The 18,884-nt window shown below is 71.7% G+C and carries 18 protein-coding genes; 14 read left to right on the top strand and 4 right to left on the bottom strand.

Annotated features, from left to right (window positions below; translation table 11 throughout):
• Window positions 1–62: 62 nt before the first annotated feature.
• Complete coding sequence (locus ACYVKX_RS23005) at window positions 63–719, top strand: hypothetical protein (RefSeq protein ID WP_460836038.1); 657 nt, start codon at window positions 63–65, stop codon at window positions 717–719.
• 28 nt (window positions 720–747) lie between these two features.
• Here the strand turns inward: ACYVKX_RS23005 and valS are convergent, their stop codons facing one another.
• Complete coding sequence (gene valS, locus ACYVKX_RS23000) at window positions 748–3,378, bottom strand: valine--tRNA ligase (protein WP_460836037.1); 2,631 nt, start codon at window positions 3,376–3,378, stop codon at window positions 748–750.
• Window positions 3,379–3,455: 77 nt separating this feature from the next.
• Between valS and ACYVKX_RS22995 the strand changes: the two genes are divergently transcribed.
• From ACYVKX_RS22995 to rodA, 11 genes are all read left to right on the top strand, one after another.
• Window positions 3,456–4,340 carry a GNAT family N-acetyltransferase gene (locus ACYVKX_RS22995; RefSeq protein ID WP_460836036.1) on the top strand — a complete coding sequence of 295 codons (885 nt, stop codon included), beginning with the start codon at window positions 3,456–3,458 and terminating at the stop codon, window positions 4,338–4,340.
• Between the two features lie 21 nt (window positions 4,341–4,361).
• Window positions 4,362–4,598, top strand: a complete 237-nt coding sequence (locus tag ACYVKX_RS22990) for a FitA-like ribbon-helix-helix domain-containing protein (RefSeq protein ID WP_460836035.1) — start codon at window positions 4,362–4,364, stop codon at window positions 4,596–4,598.
• Window positions 4,588–5,025: a type II toxin-antitoxin system VapC family toxin gene (locus ACYVKX_RS22985; RefSeq protein ID WP_460836033.1), complete on the top strand. Its 438-nt coding sequence runs from the start codon at window positions 4,588–4,590 to the stop codon at window positions 5,023–5,025. The genes ACYVKX_RS22990 and ACYVKX_RS22985 overlap by 11 nt, the downstream gene beginning before the upstream one ends.
• Before the next feature lie 41 nt (window positions 5,026–5,066).
• Window positions 5,067–6,443, top strand: coding sequence for a bifunctional tetrahydrofolate synthase/dihydrofolate synthase (gene folC, locus ACYVKX_RS22980; RefSeq protein ID WP_460836032.1), 1,377 nt, complete (start codon window positions 5,067–5,069; stop codon window positions 6,441–6,443).
• Window positions 6,440–6,835, top strand: a complete 396-nt coding sequence (locus ACYVKX_RS22975) for a DUF4233 domain-containing protein (protein WP_460836031.1) — start codon at window positions 6,440–6,442, stop codon at window positions 6,833–6,835. The genes folC and ACYVKX_RS22975 overlap by 4 nt, the downstream gene beginning before the upstream one ends.
• Before the next feature lie 67 nt (window positions 6,836–6,902).
• Window positions 6,903–7,322 carry a nucleoside-diphosphate kinase gene (ndk, locus tag ACYVKX_RS22970; protein WP_460836030.1) on the top strand — a complete coding sequence of 140 codons (420 nt, stop codon included), beginning with the start codon at window positions 6,903–6,905 and terminating at the stop codon, window positions 7,320–7,322.
• A gap of 271 nt (window positions 7,323–7,593) precedes the next feature.
• Window positions 7,594–8,625, top strand: coding sequence for a rod shape-determining protein (locus ACYVKX_RS22965; protein ID WP_460836029.1), 1,032 nt, complete (start codon window positions 7,594–7,596; stop codon window positions 8,623–8,625).
• A complete protein-coding gene (gene mreC, locus ACYVKX_RS22960) occupies window positions 8,622–9,521 on the top strand; it encodes a rod shape-determining protein MreC (RefSeq protein WP_460836028.1) in 900 nt (299 codons plus the stop codon). Before ACYVKX_RS22965 ends, mreC begins: the two co-directional genes overlap by 4 nt.
• Window positions 9,518–10,042 (top strand): rod shape-determining protein MreD, encoded by a 525-nt coding sequence (gene mreD / locus ACYVKX_RS22955; RefSeq protein WP_460836026.1) that lies wholly within the window; start codon window positions 9,518–9,520, stop codon window positions 10,040–10,042. Before mreC ends, mreD begins: the two co-directional genes overlap by 4 nt.
• 10 nt (window positions 10,043–10,052) lie before the next feature.
• Window positions 10,053–12,191, top strand: a complete 2,139-nt coding sequence (gene mrdA, locus ACYVKX_RS22950) for a penicillin-binding protein 2 (protein ID WP_460836025.1) — start codon at window positions 10,053–10,055, stop codon at window positions 12,189–12,191.
• A gap of 1 nt (window position 12,192) precedes the next feature.
• Window positions 12,193–13,356 carry a rod shape-determining protein RodA gene (rodA, locus tag ACYVKX_RS22945; protein ID WP_460836024.1) on the top strand — a complete coding sequence of 388 codons (1,164 nt, stop codon included), beginning with the start codon at window positions 12,193–12,195 and terminating at the stop codon, window positions 13,354–13,356.
• On the opposite strand, the gene ACYVKX_RS22940 is transcribed toward rodA, so the two are convergent.
• Window positions 13,346–14,467, bottom strand: a complete 1,122-nt coding sequence (locus ACYVKX_RS22940; RefSeq protein WP_460836023.1) for a calcium:cation antiporter — start codon at window positions 14,465–14,467, stop codon at window positions 13,346–13,348. The two genes, rodA and ACYVKX_RS22940, sit on opposite strands and share 11 nt — an antisense overlap.
• A gap of 46 nt (window positions 14,468–14,513) precedes the next feature.
• On the opposite strand from ACYVKX_RS22940, the gene ACYVKX_RS22935 reads away from it, so the two are divergent.
• Together ACYVKX_RS22935 and ACYVKX_RS22930 are read left to right on the top strand one after the other, a co-directional pair.
• Complete coding sequence (locus ACYVKX_RS22935) at window positions 14,514–16,163, top strand: MDR family MFS transporter (RefSeq protein ID WP_460836022.1); 1,650 nt, start codon at window positions 14,514–14,516, stop codon at window positions 16,161–16,163.
• Window positions 16,164–16,236: 73 nt separating this feature from the next.
• Window positions 16,237–18,204 carry a TIGR03960 family B12-binding radical SAM protein gene (locus ACYVKX_RS22930; protein ID WP_460836021.1) on the top strand — a complete coding sequence of 656 codons (1,968 nt, stop codon included), beginning with the start codon at window positions 16,237–16,239 and terminating at the stop codon, window positions 18,202–18,204.
• A gap of 4 nt (window positions 18,205–18,208) precedes the next feature.
• Here ACYVKX_RS22930 and ACYVKX_RS22925 read toward each other — a convergent pair whose 3' ends face one another.
• Window positions 18,209–18,559: a hypothetical protein gene (locus ACYVKX_RS22925; RefSeq protein WP_460836020.1), complete on the bottom strand. Its 351-nt coding sequence runs from the start codon at window positions 18,557–18,559 to the stop codon at window positions 18,209–18,211.
• A gap of 25 nt (window positions 18,560–18,584) precedes the next feature.
• Window positions 18,585–18,884: a HigA family addiction module antitoxin gene (locus ACYVKX_RS22920; RefSeq protein WP_460836018.1), complete on the bottom strand. Its 300-nt coding sequence runs from the start codon at window positions 18,882–18,884 to the stop codon at window positions 18,585–18,587.

Below are 18,884 nucleotides of genomic sequence, written 5' to 3'. Positions count from 1 at the left end.
GGTCGGGCTATTTGCGCCTACGGGTTTGGTGGCGGCTGCCCGCGACCGAAACACTGCACGTGATGACTCCGCGCCGGCACCGCACCTTCCTCGACCACAAGCCGCCGTTGGTCGCGTTCGTGCTGATCGCCGTCGCGTCGATGGCGCTGCTCGTGCACGTCGCCCGCAGCGAGGCCGCGCCGGCCTGGCTGCGCCAGGGCGCCGCCGTCATGTCCGGCGGCGCGCCGCTGACCCGCCAGGTCGTCGAGCGCGCCCCGGTGGCGCCGCAGCGGGACGAGGCCGTCGCCGAGGCGCCGGTCGCTGCCCCGTCCGCCAAGCCGGCCGCCGCTCCGGCGACCGAGCCGGTGCGGCAGCCGGACTCGAAGCCGGATCCGAAGCCGGGTCAGCGCGGCCCGGGCGACGGCCGCCCGACTCCCGACCTCCCGTCCGCGCCGCCGGCGAGCCCGACGCCGGAGGTCGTTCCCGGGGACGACCCGCCCACGTGGGGGAGCAGGGGTCCGAGCCTGGTCGGCCATGAGCCGTCCGAGGACGACGACGGGGGGCGTCCCGACCGGACCCCGCCGGTCCTCGGCAGCGGGTCCGAGCCCGGCCCCGGCGGTCCCTGGTACGGCGACGACCGGGGCGACCGTGGTGACGACCGGGGCCACGACCGTGGTGATGGCCGGAATTGGTCCGACCCGGGTCGGGGACACGCCCTCTCCGGCTGGGGTCACGACTGACGCCCCTCGCCGGCCGGAGCCCGCACGGCTACTCCACCGGCGCCAGCACCGCGTCGACGGCGATCTCGGCCGCCGCGTCGTCGACGGTGAAGACCAGGTCGCCGGTGATCTTGCCGGTCTTGCGCAGGTCGTCGGCGGCCTGCTCGGCGGCGCGGACGAGCGCCTCCGGGCCGCGGATCTCGACCCGGGAGAGCTCGGCGCGCATGGAGGCCTGGGCGTTCGACTTCGCGCCGCGGATGCCGACGAGGGCGGCCGAGACCGCGTCGAGGGTCGCGGCGTCGGTGGCGGCGGCCGAGCCGAGCTCGACCACGGTCGGCCAGGAGGCGCGGTGGATCGAGCTCCCCCCCGAGTTGGCGGAGTGCCACCACGACCAGACCTCCTCGGTCACGTAGGGCAGGAACGGCGCGAGCAGCCGGAGCTGGGCGTGCAGCGCCAGAGCCAGTGCGGCCCTGGCCGACGCGGTGGCGGCACCACCCTCCTCGTCGTACGCGCGCTCCTTGACCAGCTCGAGGTAGTCGTCGCAGAACTCCCAGAAGAACTTCTCGGCCGTCTCGAGCGCGGTCGTGTAGTCGTAGGCCTCGAACGCGTCGGTGGCCCTGCGGATCACCTCGGCGAGCCGTCCGAGCAGGGCGCAGTCGACCGGCTCGGACACCTCGAACGAGTTGAGAGCCGTGGCGCGGACCTCGCCGAGCACGAACTTGGACGCGTTGAGCACTTTCATCGCCAGCCGGCGGCCGACCTTCATCTGGGTCTCGTCGAACGGCGAGTCCAGGCCCGGCCGGGCCATCGCGGCGCGCCAGCGGACCGCGTCGGCGCCGTACTTGTCCAAGATGTCGGTCGGGACGACGACGTTGCCCTTGGACTTCGACATCTTCTTGCGGTCCGGGTCGAGGATGAAGCCGGAGACCAGCGCGTGCGACCAGGGCGCGGCGTGGTTCTCGAAGTGCGCGCGGACGACGCGGGAGAACAGCCAGGTGCGGATGATGTCGTGCGCCTGGGTGCACAGGTCCATCGGGAAGACCCGTCGCCACAGGTCGTCGTCGGACTCCCAGCCGCCCGCGATCTGCGGGGTCAGCGAGGAGGTCGCCCAGGTGTCCATCACGTCGGGGTCGCCGAGGAAGCCGTGCGGCTTGCCCCGCTGGTCCTCGGTGTAGCCGGACGGTGCGTCCGTCGACGGGTCGATCGGGAGTTGCTCCTCGCGAGGGAGCAGCGGGTGGTCGTAGTCGGGCTCGCCGTCGGCGTCGAGCGGGTACCACACCGGGAACGGGATGCCGAAGAACCGCTGCCGCGAGATCAGCCAGTCGCCGTTGAGGCCGCCGACCCAGTTGTCGTAGCGGTGCTGCATGTGCGCCGGGAGCCAGGTGATCCGCGCGCCGACGTCGATGAGCTCCTTGCGCAGGCCGGCGTCGCGGCCGCCGTTGCGGATGTACCACTGGCGGGTCGCGACGATCTCGAGCGGCTTGTCACCGCGCTCGTAGAAGTTCGTCATCCGCTGGGTCGGCTTCGGCTCGCCGTCCAGGTCGCCGGTCTCGCGCAGCTTCGCGGCCACGGCCTCGCGGGCCGAGAACGCCGTCTTGCCCTTGAGCTCCTCGTACGCCGCCGCGGCGGTCTCGTGGGAGAGCCACTCGGGCGTCTCGCGTGACATCCGGCCGTCGCGGCCGATCAGGGTGCGGACCGGCAGGTCCAGCTCGCGCCACCAGGTGACGTCGGTGAGGTCGCCGAACGTGCAGCACATGGCGATGCCGGCGCCCTTGTCCATCTCGGCGGCCGGGTGCGCGAGCACCGGGATCTCGACGCCGAACACCGGGCTGGTCACGCTCGTCCCGAACAGCGGCCGGTAGCGCTCGTCGTCGGGGTGCGCGATCAGCGCCACCACCGAGGGGATCAGCTCGGGACGGGTCGTCTCGATGTGGACGGGCTCACCTGAAGGCTGGTGGAAGGCGACGCGGTGGTAGGCACCGGCGTACTCACGCGCCTCGAGCTCGGCCTGCGCGACCGCGGTCTGGAACGTGACGTCCCAGAGGGTCGGCGCCTCCTGCAGGTAGGCCTCGCCGCGGGCGAGGTTGCGCAGGAACGCGCGCTGGCTGACCGTCTGCGCCTTGGCGCCGATGGTCGTGTAGTGCTGCTTCCAGTCGACCGAGAGGCCGAGGGTGCGCCAGAGCGCCTCGAAGACCTGCTCGTCCTGCTCGACGAGCTCCTCGCAGAGCGCGATGAAGTTGGGCCGGCTGATCGGGATCTGCCGCTTCGGGTCGGGCTTGGCCGGCGGGGTGAAGTCGGGGTCGAAGGGCAGCGACGGGTCGCAGCGGACGCCGTAGTAGTTCTGCACCCGCCGCTCGGTCGGCAGGCCGTTGTCGTCCCAGCCCATCGGGTAGAAGACGGACTTGCCGCGCATCCGCTGGAAGCGCGCGATCAGGTCGGTGTGCGTGTAGGAGAACACGTGGCCGACGTGCAGGCTGCCGCTCACGGTCGGCGGCGGGGTGTCGATCGAGTAGACGCTCTCGCGCGGCTGGGTGCGGTCGAAGGCGTAGGTGTCGTCGGCCTTCCAGCGCTCGCTCCAGGTGGCCTCGAGGCCCTCCAGCGCAGGCTTCTCGGGTACGGCTACGACGCGCGGGGGTGCGGTCGTCGTCTCCGGTGCCTGGTCAGCCTGCGTCTCGGTCATGGAAGAAAGCCTAGGGCGCGGCCACTCCGCCGGAGAAACCGGTTGTGGCCACGGCCGCTTGCTGGCTGACTTCCGCCATGGAGCTCGAGCTGACCGAAGACCCCGCCCGCTTCCTCGCCGAGGCCGCCGGGTACCTCGCCGCGGACCCGGTGGTGACCACGGTGATCGCCACGGTCACCCACCGGCTGGCGGCCCAGCCGATGGCCGACGCGCCGTACTGCTGGTGGCTGCTCGTGCGCGACGAGGCCGGCGCGGTCGTGGGCGTGGCGATGCGGACGGCGCCGTTCGAGCCCTATCCGGCCTACGTGCTGCCGATGCCGGACGACGCCGCGGTCGCGCTCGCCCGAGCGCTGCACGACCGCGGCGAGGAGCTGGGCGGCGTGAACGGCGCGCTGCCGGCCGCCCGGATCGTCGCCGAGGAGACGGCCCGGCTGACTGGTGGAGCGGCGAGGGTGGACGAGCACGTGCGGCTGTTCGAGCTCGGCGACCTGGTGGTGCCGCCGGCGCCGGCCGGCCGGCTGCGTCTCGCGACGCGGACGGACGCCGAGCTCTGCCTGGCGTGGTTCGACGCGTTCGCCGTCCATGCGGCCGCGCAGGCCGGCCGGGACGGGCGGCACGCCATGGTCGCGTTCACGCTCGAGGACATCGGCGTACGCATCGACGAGGGTCTCCTCTGGCTCTGGGAGGACGAGGCCGGCACGCCGGTGCACCTCACCGCCGCCAACCCGCCCGCGAACGGCGTCACCCGGATCGGCCCGGTCTACACCCCGCGCGAGCACCGCGGCCGCGGCTACGCCGGCCGCGCCGTCGCCGAGGTGTCGGCGGCGTACCTCGCCGACGGCGTGCGGTGCTGCCTGTTCACCGACCAGGCCAACCCGGTCTCGAACCGGATCTACGAGGCGCTCGGCTACCGGCCCGTCGTCGACATGGCCAACCTGGTGGTCCGCCGGCGTCATCGCTAGCATCACTGCTAGCATGATGTCATGTCCGCCGTCCACATCCGCAACGTGCCTGAGGAGACGGTCGCCCGGCTCAAGGAGCGAGCGGCGGTCAACGGCCGCTCGCTCGAGGCCGAGCTGCGGCTCGTCCTCGACGAGGCGGCCGCGCAACCCCGGGGCCGCCGCCGTCGTTCGCTCAACCTGACCACGGTGAGCACCGGACGGACGGAGCCGTTCAATCGTGCGGACGTCTACGGCGAAGACGACCCGGATGGCCGTTGAACGCGTTCTCCTGGACACCAACGTCCTTCTGGCGGCCGTCGACGACTCGCGTCGCCGGCACGCCGCCGCGATCGAGCTGATCGGAGGAGATCCACGGGCGCTGGCAGTGACCACCCAGGTGATGCAGGAGTTCCTGGCCGTCTCGACGCGTCCCGTCGCCGTCAACGGTCTCGGCCAGTCGGGGCACGTCGCGGTGGCCAACCTCGAGGAGATGGCCAGCGGTCTCGACGTGCTCGTGGAGACGCCCGAGTCGCTGCGCAGGCTGAAGAGCCTGGTGCGCGAAGGGCTGGCCAGTGGCAGGCAGGTGCACGACGCCAACCTGGTGGCCGTGGCGCTGGCACACGAGGTCGATGCGATCGTCACGGACAACCTCGCGGACTTCGCGCGCTTCGCCGAGCTGATCGAGATCGAGTCCTTGACACCGTAGGGACCAGCCGCGATCCGGTCGCACCCTAGACTCGTCGGGACATGACGGACCTACCTGCGCCCCGCCTGGCCGAGACCTTCGCAGAGGTCGAGGACGCGCTGCTGTCCCGATGGCCCGAGACGAGGCTGGAGCCGTCGCTGGACCGGATCCGCGCGTTCACCGAGCTGCTCGGCGACCCGCAGCGGGCCTACCCGGTCATCCACCTGACCGGCACCAACGGCAAGACCTCGACGTCGCGGATGATCGACACCCTGCTGCGCGCGCTCGACCTGCGCACCGGCCGGTTCACCAGCCCGCACGTCGAGCGGATGACCGAGCGGATCTCCGTCGACGGCGAGCCGCTCCCCGACGAGGAGTTCGTGCGGGCGTTCAACGACGTCGCGCCGTACACCCACCTCGTCGACGCCCAGGAGTTCGACGACAGCGAGGCCCACCCGCTGTCGTTCTTCGAGACCGTGGTCGGCATGGCGTACGCCGCCTTCGCCGACGCCCCGGTCGACGTAGCCGTGGTCGAGGTCGGCATGGGCGGGTCCTGGGACGCGACCAACGTCGCGGACGCCGCGGTCGCGGTCGTGCTGCCGGTGGCGGTCGACCATGCGGCGTACCTCGGCGACACGCCCGCGGCCATCGCGGTCGAGAAGGCCGGGATCATCAAGCCCGGCTCGATCGTGGTGCTCGCCCAGCAGGAGCCCGAGGTCGCCGCGATCATGCTCGAGCGCGCGGCCGAGGTCGGCGCGACGGTGGCCCGTGAGGGCATGGAGTTCGGCGTCGTCTCGCGGGTCCCGGCGGTCGGCGGCCAGGTCCTCACGCTGCAGGGCCTGCGTGGTCGCTATGACGAGGTCTTCCTCCCGCTCTACGGCGCCCACCAGGCGCAGAACGCCGCCGTGGCGCTGGCCGTGGTGGAGGCGTTCGCGGGGGAGACGCCGCTGGACGAGGAGGTCGTGCGCGCGGCGTTCGCCGAGGTCACCTCTCCGGGCCGGCTGGAGATCGTGCGGCGCAGCCCCACGATCGTGCTCGACGCGGCGCACAACCCGCACGGCGCCGAGGCGACGGCCGCCGCGCTCGACGACTCGTTCACGTTCTCCCCGCTGATCGGGGTGGTCGGCGTGATGGGGGACAAGGACCACGAGGGGCTGCTGGCGGCGTTCGAGCCGCACCTCGCCCACCTGGTCTGCACCCAGAACTCCACCGGCCGCGCCCTGCCCGCCGAGCGGCTGGCCGAGGCAGCGCGCGAGATCTTCGGCGCGGACCGGGTCACGGTCGCGCCGCGGCTCCCCGAGGCGATCGACCAGGCCGCCGCGCTGGCCGAGGCCGGCGGCGCCTTCGGCGACCCGCTCGGCTCGGGCGCCGTGCTCGTGACCGGCTCGGTCGTCACCGTCGGCGAGGCGCGCTCGCTCCTCGTGCGGGGTGCGCGATGAGCGCGGCCGAGCAGGAGCGCTCGCCCCGCCGGGGCATGTGTGCCGCCGTGCTCAGCCTGGAGGCGATCACCCTCGGGCTGACCATTCCAGTGATGATCAGCGTCGCCGGCGTCGACACCGCTACCGCGCTGTGGGTCGGGCTCGGGCTCACCGTCGCCTGCCTGCTGCTCGCCGGCCTGCTCCGCGCCGAGTGGGCCTACGGCGCCGGCTGGGTGATCCAGGGCGCCGCGATCGGGCTCGGCTTCGTGATCCCGCTGATGTTCCTGCTCGGCGCGATCTTCGCGCTGCTGTGGGGGTCGGCCTACTTCCTCGGCCTCAAGATCGAGCGCGAGCGCGCGGCGGCGTACGCCGCCTTCCAGGACTCGGGCGAGCCCGGCGACGATCGCGGCTAGTGGTTGCCGCCGGGCCGGTCCCCGGTCGGCGTCCTCGCGCGGGCGGAGGCTCGATAGTCTCCCCGGCATGACCTCCGCGACGACCCAGCGCACGCTCGTCCTGCTCAAGCCCGACGCCGTCCGCCGCGGCCTGGTCGGCCAGATCCTCGGCCGGCTCGAGGCCAAGGGGTTGAGCCTGGTCGAGATGGAGCTGCGCACCATCACCGGCGAGCAGGCCGACGCCCACTACGTCGAGCACCTCGACCGCGACTTCTACCCGCCGCTGCGCACGTTCATCACCAGCGGCCCGTTGGTGGCGCTGGTCGTCGAGGGCGAGGAGGCGATCCCGGTCGTCCGCACGCTGATCGGACCCACCGACGGCCGTCAGGCCCCGGCCGGCACCATCCGCGGCGACTACTCGCTCTCCAATCGCGAGAACCTGGTGCACGCCTCCGACTCCCCGGAGTCCGCCGCCCGCGAGATCGCGCTCTGGTTCCCCTGCCCCTGACGCCGACTCGGCGCATCTTGCCCGCCTGAGAGCACCGACTCGGCGCAACTTGCTCACCCGCCGGGCAAGTTGCGCCGACTCGCGGTTCTTGCTCGGGCAAGTTGCGCCGAGTCGCGCCTCCCTCGCGGACAAGACGCGCCGAGTCGCGATTTCGCGGCAGGGCCGCGTGTCCTGCCGCTGAGCCGTGCGCGCGCTTCGTAGCCTGTTGTCACTTCTTCCCCACCCGCACCACCCGACGCAGCACCGGTGCACTCCAGCGACAGGGCGACGCATGGCGAACAGCTTCATCGGCCGCGACATGGCCGTGGACCTCGGCACCGCCAACACGCTCGTCTACGTCCGGGGCAGGGGCGTGCTGCTCGACGAGCCGAGCGTCGTCGCGCTCAACGACACCACCGGCGAGATCCTCGCGGTCGGCCACGAGGCGAAGCGGATGATCGGGCGCACGCCCGACCACATCACCGCGATCCGCCCGCTGCAGGACGGCGTCATCGCCGACTTCGACGCGACCGAGCAGATGCTGCGCTACTTCATCCAGCAGGTCCACCGCCGCCGCTACTTCGCCAAGCCGCGGATGGTCATCTGCGTCCCGAGCGGCATCACCGCGGTCGAGCAGCGCGCGGTCAAGGAGGCCGGCTACCAGGCCGGCGCCCGCCGGGTCTACATCGTCGAGGAGCCGATGGCCGCCGCGATCGGCGCCGGGCTCCCCGTGCACCAGGCCACCGGCAACATGGTCGTCGACGTCGGCGGCGGTACGACGGAGGTCGCGGTCATCTCGCTGGGCGGCATCGTCACCAGCCTCTCCGTGCGGACCGCGGGCGACGACCTGGACCAGGCGATCGTCGCGTGGATGAAGAAGGAGCACTCGCTGATGCTCGGCGAGCGCACCGCCGAGGAGGTCAAGATGACCCTCGGGTCGGCGTTCCCGCTGCCCGACGAGCCGGAGGCGGAGATCCGCGGCCGCGACCTGATCTCCGGCCTGCCTCGCACGGTCGTGGTGTCCAGCGCCGAGGTCCGCCAGGCCCTCGAGGAGCCGCTGCACGCGATCGTCGACGCGGTCCGCTCCACCCTCGACCAGACCCCGCCCGAGCTGGCCGGCGACATCATGGACCGCGGCATCGTGCTCACCGGCGGCGGCGCCCTGCTCCGCGGCCTCGACGAGCGGCTGCGCCACGAGACCGGCATGCCGGTCCACGTCGCCGAGGACCCCCTCACCTCCGTCGCCCACGGCGCCGGCAAGTGCGTGGAGGAGTTCGAGGCGCTCCAGCAGGTGCTGGTCGGCGACCAGAGGCGGAGCGCATGAGAGAACGGCGCTGGCGCGGTCCGGACCGTCAGAAGCCCTCGCCCGCCCTCCTCGTGGCGCTCGTCCTCGCGAGCCTGAGCCTGATGACGCTGGACGCGCAGGCCGGCGGCCCGGTCGACTCCGCGCGCCGCGCGGTCGGCGAGGTGTTCGGACCCGTCGAGGTCGCGACCGCCACCGCGATCCGGCCGTTCACCGCCGTCCCCAACTGGTTCCGGTCGCGCGAGGGCCTGCAGGACGACGTGATGGCGCTCCGCGCCGAGAACTCCAAGCTGCGCTCCGATCTCGCCACCCAGGACTACGACCGCAACCGCCTCGAGGAGTACGACGGCCTCACCGCCGCCGCCGAGAGCCTCGGTGCCTCGCTGGTGCCGGCGCGCGTGGTCGGGCTCGGCCCGTCGCAGTCGTTCTCGCGCACCGTCACCATCGACGCCGGCTCCGACGCCGGCGTCGCCCCCGACCTCACCGTGGTCAACAACGACGGCCTGGTCGGCCGGGTGCTGCGGGTCACCCGCTCCACCGCGACCGTGCTGCTCATCGTCGACGCCGACTCCGTCGTCGGCGCCCGGGTCGGCCGCAGCATGCAGGTCGGCCTGCTGAGCGGCCGCGGCGTGCTCGGCAGCGACGGCCGCCTCGACCTCGAGCTGGTCGACCAGACCGCGATCCCGTCCAAGGGCGACGCCGTCGTCACCTGGGGGAGCGAGTCGACCGGCCCGTACGTCTCGGGCGTCCCCGTCGGCAGGGTCACCAGCGTGTTCAGCAGCGTCCGCGAGACCGCCCAGCGCGCGGTCATCGACCCGTTCGTCGACTTCGGCGCGCTCGACGTGGTCGGCGTCGTCGTCCCGTCGGGCACGCCCAGCGACCGGGCGATCATCGAGGCGGACGGGAGCCTTCGGTGAGCTGGCTGCGCGCGCTCCTCGCCTTCGCCGCCGTCTCGGTGGCGATGGTCCTCCAGGTGACGCTCTTCCCGTACGTCGCCTGGCAGGGCGTCGTCCCGAACCTCTGCCTGCTCGTCGTGGTCGGCGCCGCGCTCGCCCGCGGCCCGCAGTTCGCGATGGTGCTCGGCTTCGTCGCCGGCGTCGTCCTCGACCTCGCCCCGCCGGCCGACCATCTCGCCGGCCGCTGGGCGCTCGCCCTCGTGGTCGTGGGGTACGTCGCCGGCCGGGTCCGCCCCGACGCGAGCCGGGACGCTCGCCCCTCCGCCGTGACCGTCGTGCTCACGGTCGCCGCCTCGTCGTTCGTCGGCACCTCGGTGTTCGCGCTGTCCGGCGTGCTGCTCGGCGACCCGATCGCGATCCCGGACCTGCTGCAGGTGATCGCCGTCGCGCTGCTGTGGGACGTCCTGCTCACGCCGCTCGTGCTCCCGCCGGTGACGGCGCTGTTCCGCCGGCTCGAGCCCGACCGCGCCCTCGCCCGATGAGGGGCGTCCGATGAGCGGCCACCGCACCGGCCGGCTGCGGCTGGTCGTCATCCAGGCGCTGGTGTTCTCGCTGTTCGCGACGCTGCTGGTGCGGCTGTACTACCTGCAGGTCGTCGGCGGCGAGCAGTACAGCGCGCAGGCGGCCTCGCAGTCGGTCCGTGACATCGTCGTGCAGCCGCAGCGCGGGCTGATCGTCGACGACATGGGCCGCCCGCTGGTCGCCAACCGCGCGTCCTGGGTCGTCTCGATCGACCGCTCGATGCTCGCCAGGATGACCGAGCGCCAGCAGGGCCTGCTGGTCGAGCGGGTCGCCGGCGTCGTGGGGCTCCCCGCGAAGGTCGTCGAGCGCAAGCTGGTCGACTGCGGCGACGACGGCAGCGTGGTCGGCGAGTGCTGGAACGGCTCGCCGTACCAGCCCGTCCCCGTCGCCACCGACGTCGAGCAGGGCGTCGCGCTGCGCATCCTCGAGCAGCCGGAGGACTACCCCGGCGTGCTCGCCGAGCAGCAGAGCATGCGCGCCTACCCGCGCCCCTTCGGCGTCAACCTCGCGCACGTGCTCGGCTACCTCAGCCCGATCACGGAGGACGAGCTCGACACCGCGGAGAAGGACGGCGACCGCTCGGTCAACGGCGCCTCCTCGGTCGGTCGCGCCGGCGTCGAGAAGCAGTACGACCGCTGGCTGCGCGGGATGCCCGGCTACAAGAGCGTCGCCGTCGACTCGATGGGCCGCGTGCTCGGCGACGACGGCGAGGTCGCCGGCCAGCCCGGCGACACCCTGGTCACCAGCATCGACGCCAAGGTGCAGGCGGTCGTCGAGCAGCAGCTCGCCCAGACCATCGAGACCGCGCGGCAGACCCTCGACCCCGTCACCGGCCGCAACTACGTCGCCGACTCCGGCGCGGCCGTCGTGATGGAGGCGGACACCGGCCGGATCGTCGCGATGGCCAGCCAGCCGACGTACGACCCGAGCGTCTGGGTCGGCGGCATCACCAAGCGGCAGCTCGCGCGGCTCTACTCCGAGGCCGCCGGCAACCCGCTGCTCGGCCGCGCGACCCAGGGCCAGTTCGCGCCCGGCTCGACCTGGAAGCCGTTCATGACCGCCGGCGCGCTCACCAACGGCTACTCGACCGACACCCGGCTGAACTGCTCCTCGTCGTTCCGTGTCGGCAACCGCGACTTCAAGAACTACGAGTCCGGCGCCTACGGCTACATCGGCTTCGCCCAGGCGCTCGAGGTCTCCTGCAACACCTTCTTCTACCGGGTCGGCTACGACTTCTGGCAGCGCTACGGCTCCGACGTCGCCGACGTCGACGCCAAGGACCCGCTGGTGTCCGAGGCGAAGACGTTCGGGTTCGGGTCCGAGACCGGCATCGACCTGCCCGGCGAGGCGTCCGGCCGGATCGCGGACCGCAAGTGGAAGCGCGCGTACTACACGTCGATGAAGGACTACTACTGCGGCATCGTGGACAAGCCGCAGGGCAGCGCAGAGAACAAGGGAGTCAGCGACTTCGTCTACCGCTTCGCCCAGGAGTTCTGCGTCGAGGGCTACGCCTACCGCGCCGGCGACGCCGTGAACTTCGCGATCGGCCAGGGCGACACGATCGTCACGCCGCTCCAGCTCGCGCGCGGCTACGCCGCGATCGCCAACGGCGGCACGCTCTACGCCCCGCGCGTCGCGAAGGCGATCGTCAGCCCTGACGGCGAGGTGCTCAAGCGGATCGCGCCGAAGAGGGTCGGCACCGTCGGCGTGCCGAAGAGCGTGCTGTCCTACATCGACGAGGCGCTCAAGGGCGTCACCCGCCAGGGCACCATGGCCTGGCGGATGGGCGGCTTCCCGCTCGACCGGGTGCAGGTCCGCTCCAAGACCGGCTCCGCGGAGGTCTACGGCAAGCAGTCGACGTCCTGGGTGGCGTCGTACACCGACGACTACGTCGTGGTGATGATGGTCAGCCAGGGCGGCACCGGCTCGGGCACCTCCGGCCCGGCGGTGCGCAAGATCTGGGAGACGCTCTACGGCGTCGACGGCGCGAGCGTGAACCCGGAGAAGGCGGCGATCCCGGGTACGACGCCGCCGGCCGCGCTGCCGACGTTCATGAAGGACGGCACGATCCTCCCGCCCTCCCGCCGGCCCGCGCGCAAGGGAGGCTGACATGCTCCGGAACCCCCGTCTGGACTGGGTCCTGATGCTTGCCGTGCTCGGCCTGGTCACGCTCGGCACCCTGCTGGTGTGGTCGGCGACGACGCACCGGGAGGACCTCACCGGGGGCGACCCGACGGCGTACCTGAAGAAGCAGCTGGTCAACGTGGCGATCGGCCTGGTGCTGCTCGTGATCGTGATGGCCACCGACCACCGCTGGGTGCGGATCGTCGCGCCGCTGGTCTACCTCGCCTCGATCGTCGGTCTCGTCCTGGTGCTCACGATGGGCACGTCCGTCAACGGCTCGCGCTCCTGGGTGCAGCTCGGCGGCATGTCGATCCAGCCCTCGGAGTTCGCCAAGCTCGCGGTCGTGGTCGGCATGGCGCTGTGGGTGGCCGAGCGCGCGGACGTGCGTCGCGGGAAGCCCGGGGGCGGCGCCGGCGACGTGATCGGCATGCTCGCGATCGCCGGCCTCCCCGCGACGCTGATCCTGCTGCAGCCCGACCTCGGCACGATGCTGGTGCTCTCGGCGACCGTCTTCGGCGTACTCGCCGTGTCCGGCGCCCCGCGCCGCTGGCTGGTGCTGCTCGCGGCCGGGGGTGTCACCGCCGGGGCCGCCGCGATCGCGGCCGGCTTCCTCAAGCAGTACCAGGTGGACCGCTTCCTCGCCTTCACCAACCCCGATCTCGACCCGCGCGGCGCCGGCTACAACGTCGAGCAGGCCCGGATCGCGGTCGGCAACGGCGGGCTCTTCGGGCAGGGCCTCTTCGACGGCTCGCAGACCCGCGCCGGCTTCGTGCCCGAGCAGCACACCGACTTCGTGTTCACGGTCGCGGGGGAGGAGCTCGGGCTGCTCGGCGCCGGCCTCCTGATCGCGCTGCTCGGCGTCGTGATCTGGCGGGCGCTGATGATCGCCGCCCGCACCGACGACGTGTTCGGCCGGCTGGCCGCCGCCGGCATCGCCTGCTGGTTCGGCTTCCAGGCGTTCCAGAACGTCGGCATGTGCCTGGGGATCATGCCGGTCACCGGCGTACCCCTGCCGTTCGTGTCGTACGGCGGCAGCTCGATGTTCGCCGGCATGCTCGCGATCGGGCTGCTGCAGAACATCCACCGGCGCTCGACGGCGACCGAGCCGAGCCGGCTCTCGCTGCCCGACCGCGTGCTGGTCAGGGCTTGATCGACATGAAGACGAATGCGGCCAGCAGCACCAGGTGCACCATGCCCTGGAGGCTCTTCGCCCGGCCCTGCACGACGGTCAGGATGGACACCACGACCGTGATCGCCAGCAGCACGATCTGAGTGGACCCGAGGCCGAGCTCGAGCGGACCGTCGAGCCAGATCATCGCGACCGCGATGGTCGGGATGGTCAGGCCGATCGAGGCCATGGCCGAGCCGTAGGCGAGGTTGAGGCTGATCTGCACCCGGTCGCGGAGCGCGTTGCGGACGGCCGCGATCGACTCGGGCGCGAGCACCAGCAGCGCGATGACGACGCCGACGACGGCGTACGGGAAGCCGAGCTCCTTCACGACCGACTCGATGGTGGGGGAGAGCAGCTTGGCCAGCCCGACCACCGAGACCAGCGAGACGAGCAGCAGCCCCACGCTGACCCACGCCTCCCGGGTGGGCGGCGGGTCGGCGTGGCCGTCGCCGTCCTCGTCGAGGATGCCGGTCACCCGGCCCTGCTCGTCGGAGGAGACCGGCAGGAAGAAGTCGCGGTGCCGGACGGTCTGGGTGAACACGAACGACGCGTAGAGCGCCAGGGAGGCCACCGCGGCGAAGGCGAGCTGGGAGGGCGAGAACTGCAGGCCCTCCGCGGAGGTCGTGAAGCCGGGGAGCACCATGGTGACCGCCGCCAGGGTGATCACGGTGGCCAGCGCCGACCCCGAGCCGGAGGCGTTGAAGCTGACCAGGTGGTGCTTGCGGGCGCCGACCAGCAGCGAGATGCCGACGATGCCGTTGAGCGTGATCATCACCGCCGCGAACACGGTGTCGCGCGCGTAGGTGCTGGCGCTGTCGCTGCCGCCGGTCATCAGCATCACGATCAGGCCGACCTCGATCACGGTCACCGCGACGGCGAGGATCAGCGACCCGAACGGCTCGCCGACCTTGTGGGCGATCACCTCCGCGTGGTGCACCGCCGCCAGCACCGCACCGACGACTCCGGCCGCGATCAGCGACAGGACGACCGCGCCGTCGTGGTAGCTCCAGGTCACGGCGAGCAGCACGATCGTGAGCACTGGCACGGCGACCGTCCACTGGAACCGCCCACGCACCGCGTTCGCACTCATGGCCCAAACCCTACGGAGTGCGCCGCAGGGCCTAGCATCGTTGTCGATGGCAACCACCGACGCCGACCGCTCCGGCCCCGCATCTGGCACGTACACCCACCGCCAGGTCCTCACGATCCTGTCCGGCCTGATGCTGGGCATGTTCCTCGGCGCGCTCGACCAGACCATCGTGAGCACGTCGATCCGCACGATCGCCGACGACCTCGACGGCCTGTCCGTGCAGGCCTGGGTCACTACGGCGTACCTGATCACGGCGACGATCACCACGCCGATCTACGGCAAGCTCGGCGACAACTACGGGCGCAAGAAGCTGTTCCTGTTCGCGATCTCGGTGTTCATCGTCGGCTCCGCGCTGTGCTCGTTCGCGACGTCGATGTACCAGCTCGCCGCGTTCCGCGCCTTCCAGGGCGTCGGCGCCGGCGGCCTGTTCACGCTGGTGCTCGCGATCATCGGCGACATCGTGTCGCCGCGCGAGCGCGCCCGCTACACCGGCTACTTCATGGCGATGTTCGGTACGTCGAGCGTGCTCGGTCCGCTGATCGGCGGCTTCTTCGCCGGGCAGGCGACGATCCTCGGGATCTCCGGCTGGCGCTGGGTCTTCCTCGTCAACGTGCCGATCGGCATCCTCGCGCTCTTCGTCGTGTCGGCGACGCTGCATGTCCACCACCTGAAGCGGAGCGTGCGGGTCGACTGGTGGGGCGCGATCGCGCTCGTGGTCGCGCTGGTGCCGCTGCTGACCGTCGCCGAGCAGGGCCGCACCTGGGGCTGGGGCTCGCCCCGGTCGATCGCGTGCTTCGCGATCGGCGCGGTTGGCGTCGCGGTGTTCGTGCTGGCCGAGCGCGCGATGGGCGACGCGGCCCTGATCCCGCTGCGGATCTTCCGCATCCGCGCCGCCGCGGTGACGATCTCCGCGAGCGTGATCGTGGGCATGGCGATGTTCGGCGGGATCATGCTGCTCCCGCTCTACATGCAGATCGTGCACGGCGCGACGCCGACCGAGTCCGGCCTGCTGATGCTGCCGATGGTGGTCGGCATGATGGCGGCGTCGATCGGCTCCGGGCAGGTCATCGCGCGCACGGGCCACATCCGGCTGTTCCCGATCGTCGGGTCGGCGGTGATGGTGGTCGGGCTGTTCCTGCTCTCGCTGTGCGACGCCGACACCGCCCAGGTCTGGGTCAGCCTGGCGATGTTCGTGCTCGGCATCGGCCTGGGCAACTGCCTCCAGCCGACCCTGCTCATTGTGCAGAGCGCCGTGCCGCCGACCGAGATCGGGGTGGCCACCAGCTCGGCGACGTTCTTCCGCCAGATCGGCGGCACCCTCGGCGTCGCGATCTTCCTGTCCGTGCTGTTCGGCGGCGTCGGCGCCAACATCTCCAGCGCCATCGAGCGCGAGAGCCGGACGCCGCAGTGGCAGCAGGCCGTCGCCGACGGGAAGGGCCTCGACCCCTCGGTCGTCGCCGAGGTCCAGGACGACTCCTCGGTGATCGACTCGATGGACCCGGTGATCGCGCACCCGTTCAAGGTCGGCTTCGCGGAGTCGATGGACACCGTCTTCCTGCTCGCCGCGGGCGTCGGGGTGCTCGCGTTCCTGATCCTGCTCCTGCTGCCACCGGTGGAGTTGCGCGCCACCTCGGCCAGCGTCGCGGTGCGCGCCGAGTCGCAGCCCGCCTCCGGCGCGGGCCCCGACGACGGCTGACGGTTCGTCGCTCGGTCGGCGTGCGGCGTACGCTGGCTCCTTGCCCCGATCCCCGTCCCGCGAGGTTGATCCATTGTCCGCGCCCGCGAGCGTGTTCCCGCGCCTGGAGCCCCGACTGCCGTCGGTCTCCAAGCCGATCCAGTACGTCGGCGGCGAGCTCAACTCCACGGTGAAGGAGTGGAGCTGCGCCCCCGAGGGTGAGACGGTCCGCTGGGCGCTGATGTACCCGGACGCCTACGAGGTCGGCCTGCCCAACCAGGGCGTGCAGATCCTCTACGAGGTCCTCAACGAGCGCGACTGGATCGTGGCCGAGCGCACCTACGCGGTGTGGCCGGACATGGAGCGGGTCATGCGGGAGGACGGCATCCCGCAGTTCACCGTCGACGCCCACCGCCCGGTGAGGGCGTTCGACGTGTTCGGCCTGAGCTTCTCCACCGAGCTCGGCTACACCAACATGCTCAACGCGCTCGACCTCGCCGGCATCCCGCTGCACGCGGCCGACCGCACCGAGGACGACCCGATCGTGCTCGCCGGCGGCCACGCGGCGTTCAACCCGGAGCCGATCGCGGACTTCCTCGACGCCGCCGTGCTCGGCGACGGCGAGGAGGTCGTGCTCGCGATCTCCGAGGTCGTCCGCGACTGGAAGGGCGAGGGCCGTCCCGGCGGCCGCGACGAGCTGCTCCGCCGGCTCGCGGTCAGCGGCAACATCTACGTGCCGCGGTTCTACGACGTCGCGTACGCCGCCGACGGCACCATCGAGGCCGTCGTACCCAACCGCCCCGGCATCCCGTTCCGCGTCCGCAAGCACACGCTGATGGATCTCGACGCCTGGCCCTACCCGGCCAAGCCGCTGGTCCCGCTCGCCGAGACGGTGCACGAGCGGTTCTCGGTCGAGATCTTCCGCGGCTGCACGCGCGGCTGCCGGTTCTGCCAGGCCGGCATGATCACCCGGCCGGTGCGCGAGCGCTCGATCCGGACCATCGGCGACATGGTCGAGAACGGCATTCGCAGGTCCGGCTTCGAGGAGGTCGGGCTCTTGTCTCTCTCCAGCGCCGACCACACCGAGATCGGCGACGTGGCGCGTGGCCTCGCGGATCGCTACGACGGCTCGAACGTCTCCCTCTCGCTGCCGTCCACCCGCGTGGACGCCTTCAACATCACCCTGGCCAACGAGTTCTCCCGCAACGGCCGGCGCTCCGGCCTGACCTTCGCCCCCGAGGGCGGCAGCGAGCGGATGCGCAAGGTGATCAACAAGATGGTCACCGAGGAGGACCTGATCCGCACCGTCGCCACGGCGTACTCCCACGGCTGGCGCCAGGTGAAGCTCTACTTCATGTGCGGCCTCCCCACCGAGACCGACGAGGACGTGCTCGCCATCGCCGAGCTCGCCAAGAGGGTGATCGCCAAGGGCCGCGAGGTCTCCGGCCGCAACGACATCCGCTGCACGGTCTCGATCGGCGGCTTCGTGCCCAAGCCGCACACGCCGTTCCAGTGGGCCGCGCAGCTCGACCACGAGACCACCGACTCACGCCTCAAGCAGCTGCGCGACGTGGTCCGCGAGGACAAGCGCTTCGGCCGCGCCATCGGGTTCCGCTACCACGACGGCAAGCCCGGCATCATCGAGGGACTCCTCTCGCGCGGCGACCGCCGGGTCGGCCGGATCATCGAGCAGGTCTGGCGCGACGGCGGCCGCTTCGACGGCTGGAGCGAGCACTTCTCCTACGACCGCTGGGTCGCCGCGGCCGAGGTCGCCCTCGCGGCCCTCCCCGACGAGCAGAGCGGCGTCGACCTGGCCTGGTTCACCACCCGCGAGCGGGACTACGACGAGGTGCTGCCCTGGGACCACCTCGACTCCGGCCTCGACAAGGACTGGCTCTGGGCCGACTGGGAGGACGCCCTCGCCGTCGCGTCCGGCGCTGATCTTGAGGTCGAGGACTGCCGCTGGACCCCCTGCTACGACTGCGGCGTGTGCCCCGAGATGGGCACCGAGATCCAGATCGGGCCTACCGGGCAGAAGCTGCTGCCGCTGTCGGTGGTGTGATCAGTCACTCCGTCTGCGACCAGGCGGCCACCGGCAGCGACAGGTAGACGCCGACGGTGAGGGCACCCATCTCCTCGGCCACGGCCCGGAGGACCCGGTCACATCGGTCCTGCCGACTCTCGGCGCGGCTGGCGAACCATTTCGATCGGATCTCGACCACGATGTCGAGTCCGGTGACGTCGTGTGGGCCAGTGGATCGGAAGCGAAGCTCGGCATCGCCGGGCTGAAGGCGTCCGTCGTACGGCTCCTCGGGGCACTCGATGGCGACCGCGACCGCATCCGGCAGGAGCTGGGCAAGGCGCGCGATGTCGGTATCGGTCACGCGAGGGCCGGCGGTGACGTCGATGATCGGCATGGTGGCTGTCCCGGATGGGCCGCGCTCAGGCCGACTGGAGCGGCCGGATGGCGTCGATCTCCGCACGGTGCTTGTCCTTCTCGACCTCGATGTCGTAGTCGATCTGGAGGCCGACCCAGAACTGCTCGCTCATCCCCAGCGCCTTGGAGATCCGGATGCCGGTCTCCGGGGTGATGCGACGAGTGCCGTGCACGATCTCGTTGATGCGGCGTGGCGGCACCCCGATGGTCTTCGCCAGCCGGTACTGCGAGACACCCATGGGCTTCAGGAACTCCTCCAGCAGGATCTCGCCAGGGTGGATGGCGGGCATCAGGTCTTTGGCCAC

Source organism: Nocardioides hungaricus, from assembly GCF_054782915.1.
This window is presented reverse-complemented; position numbering and strand designations above follow the sequence as displayed.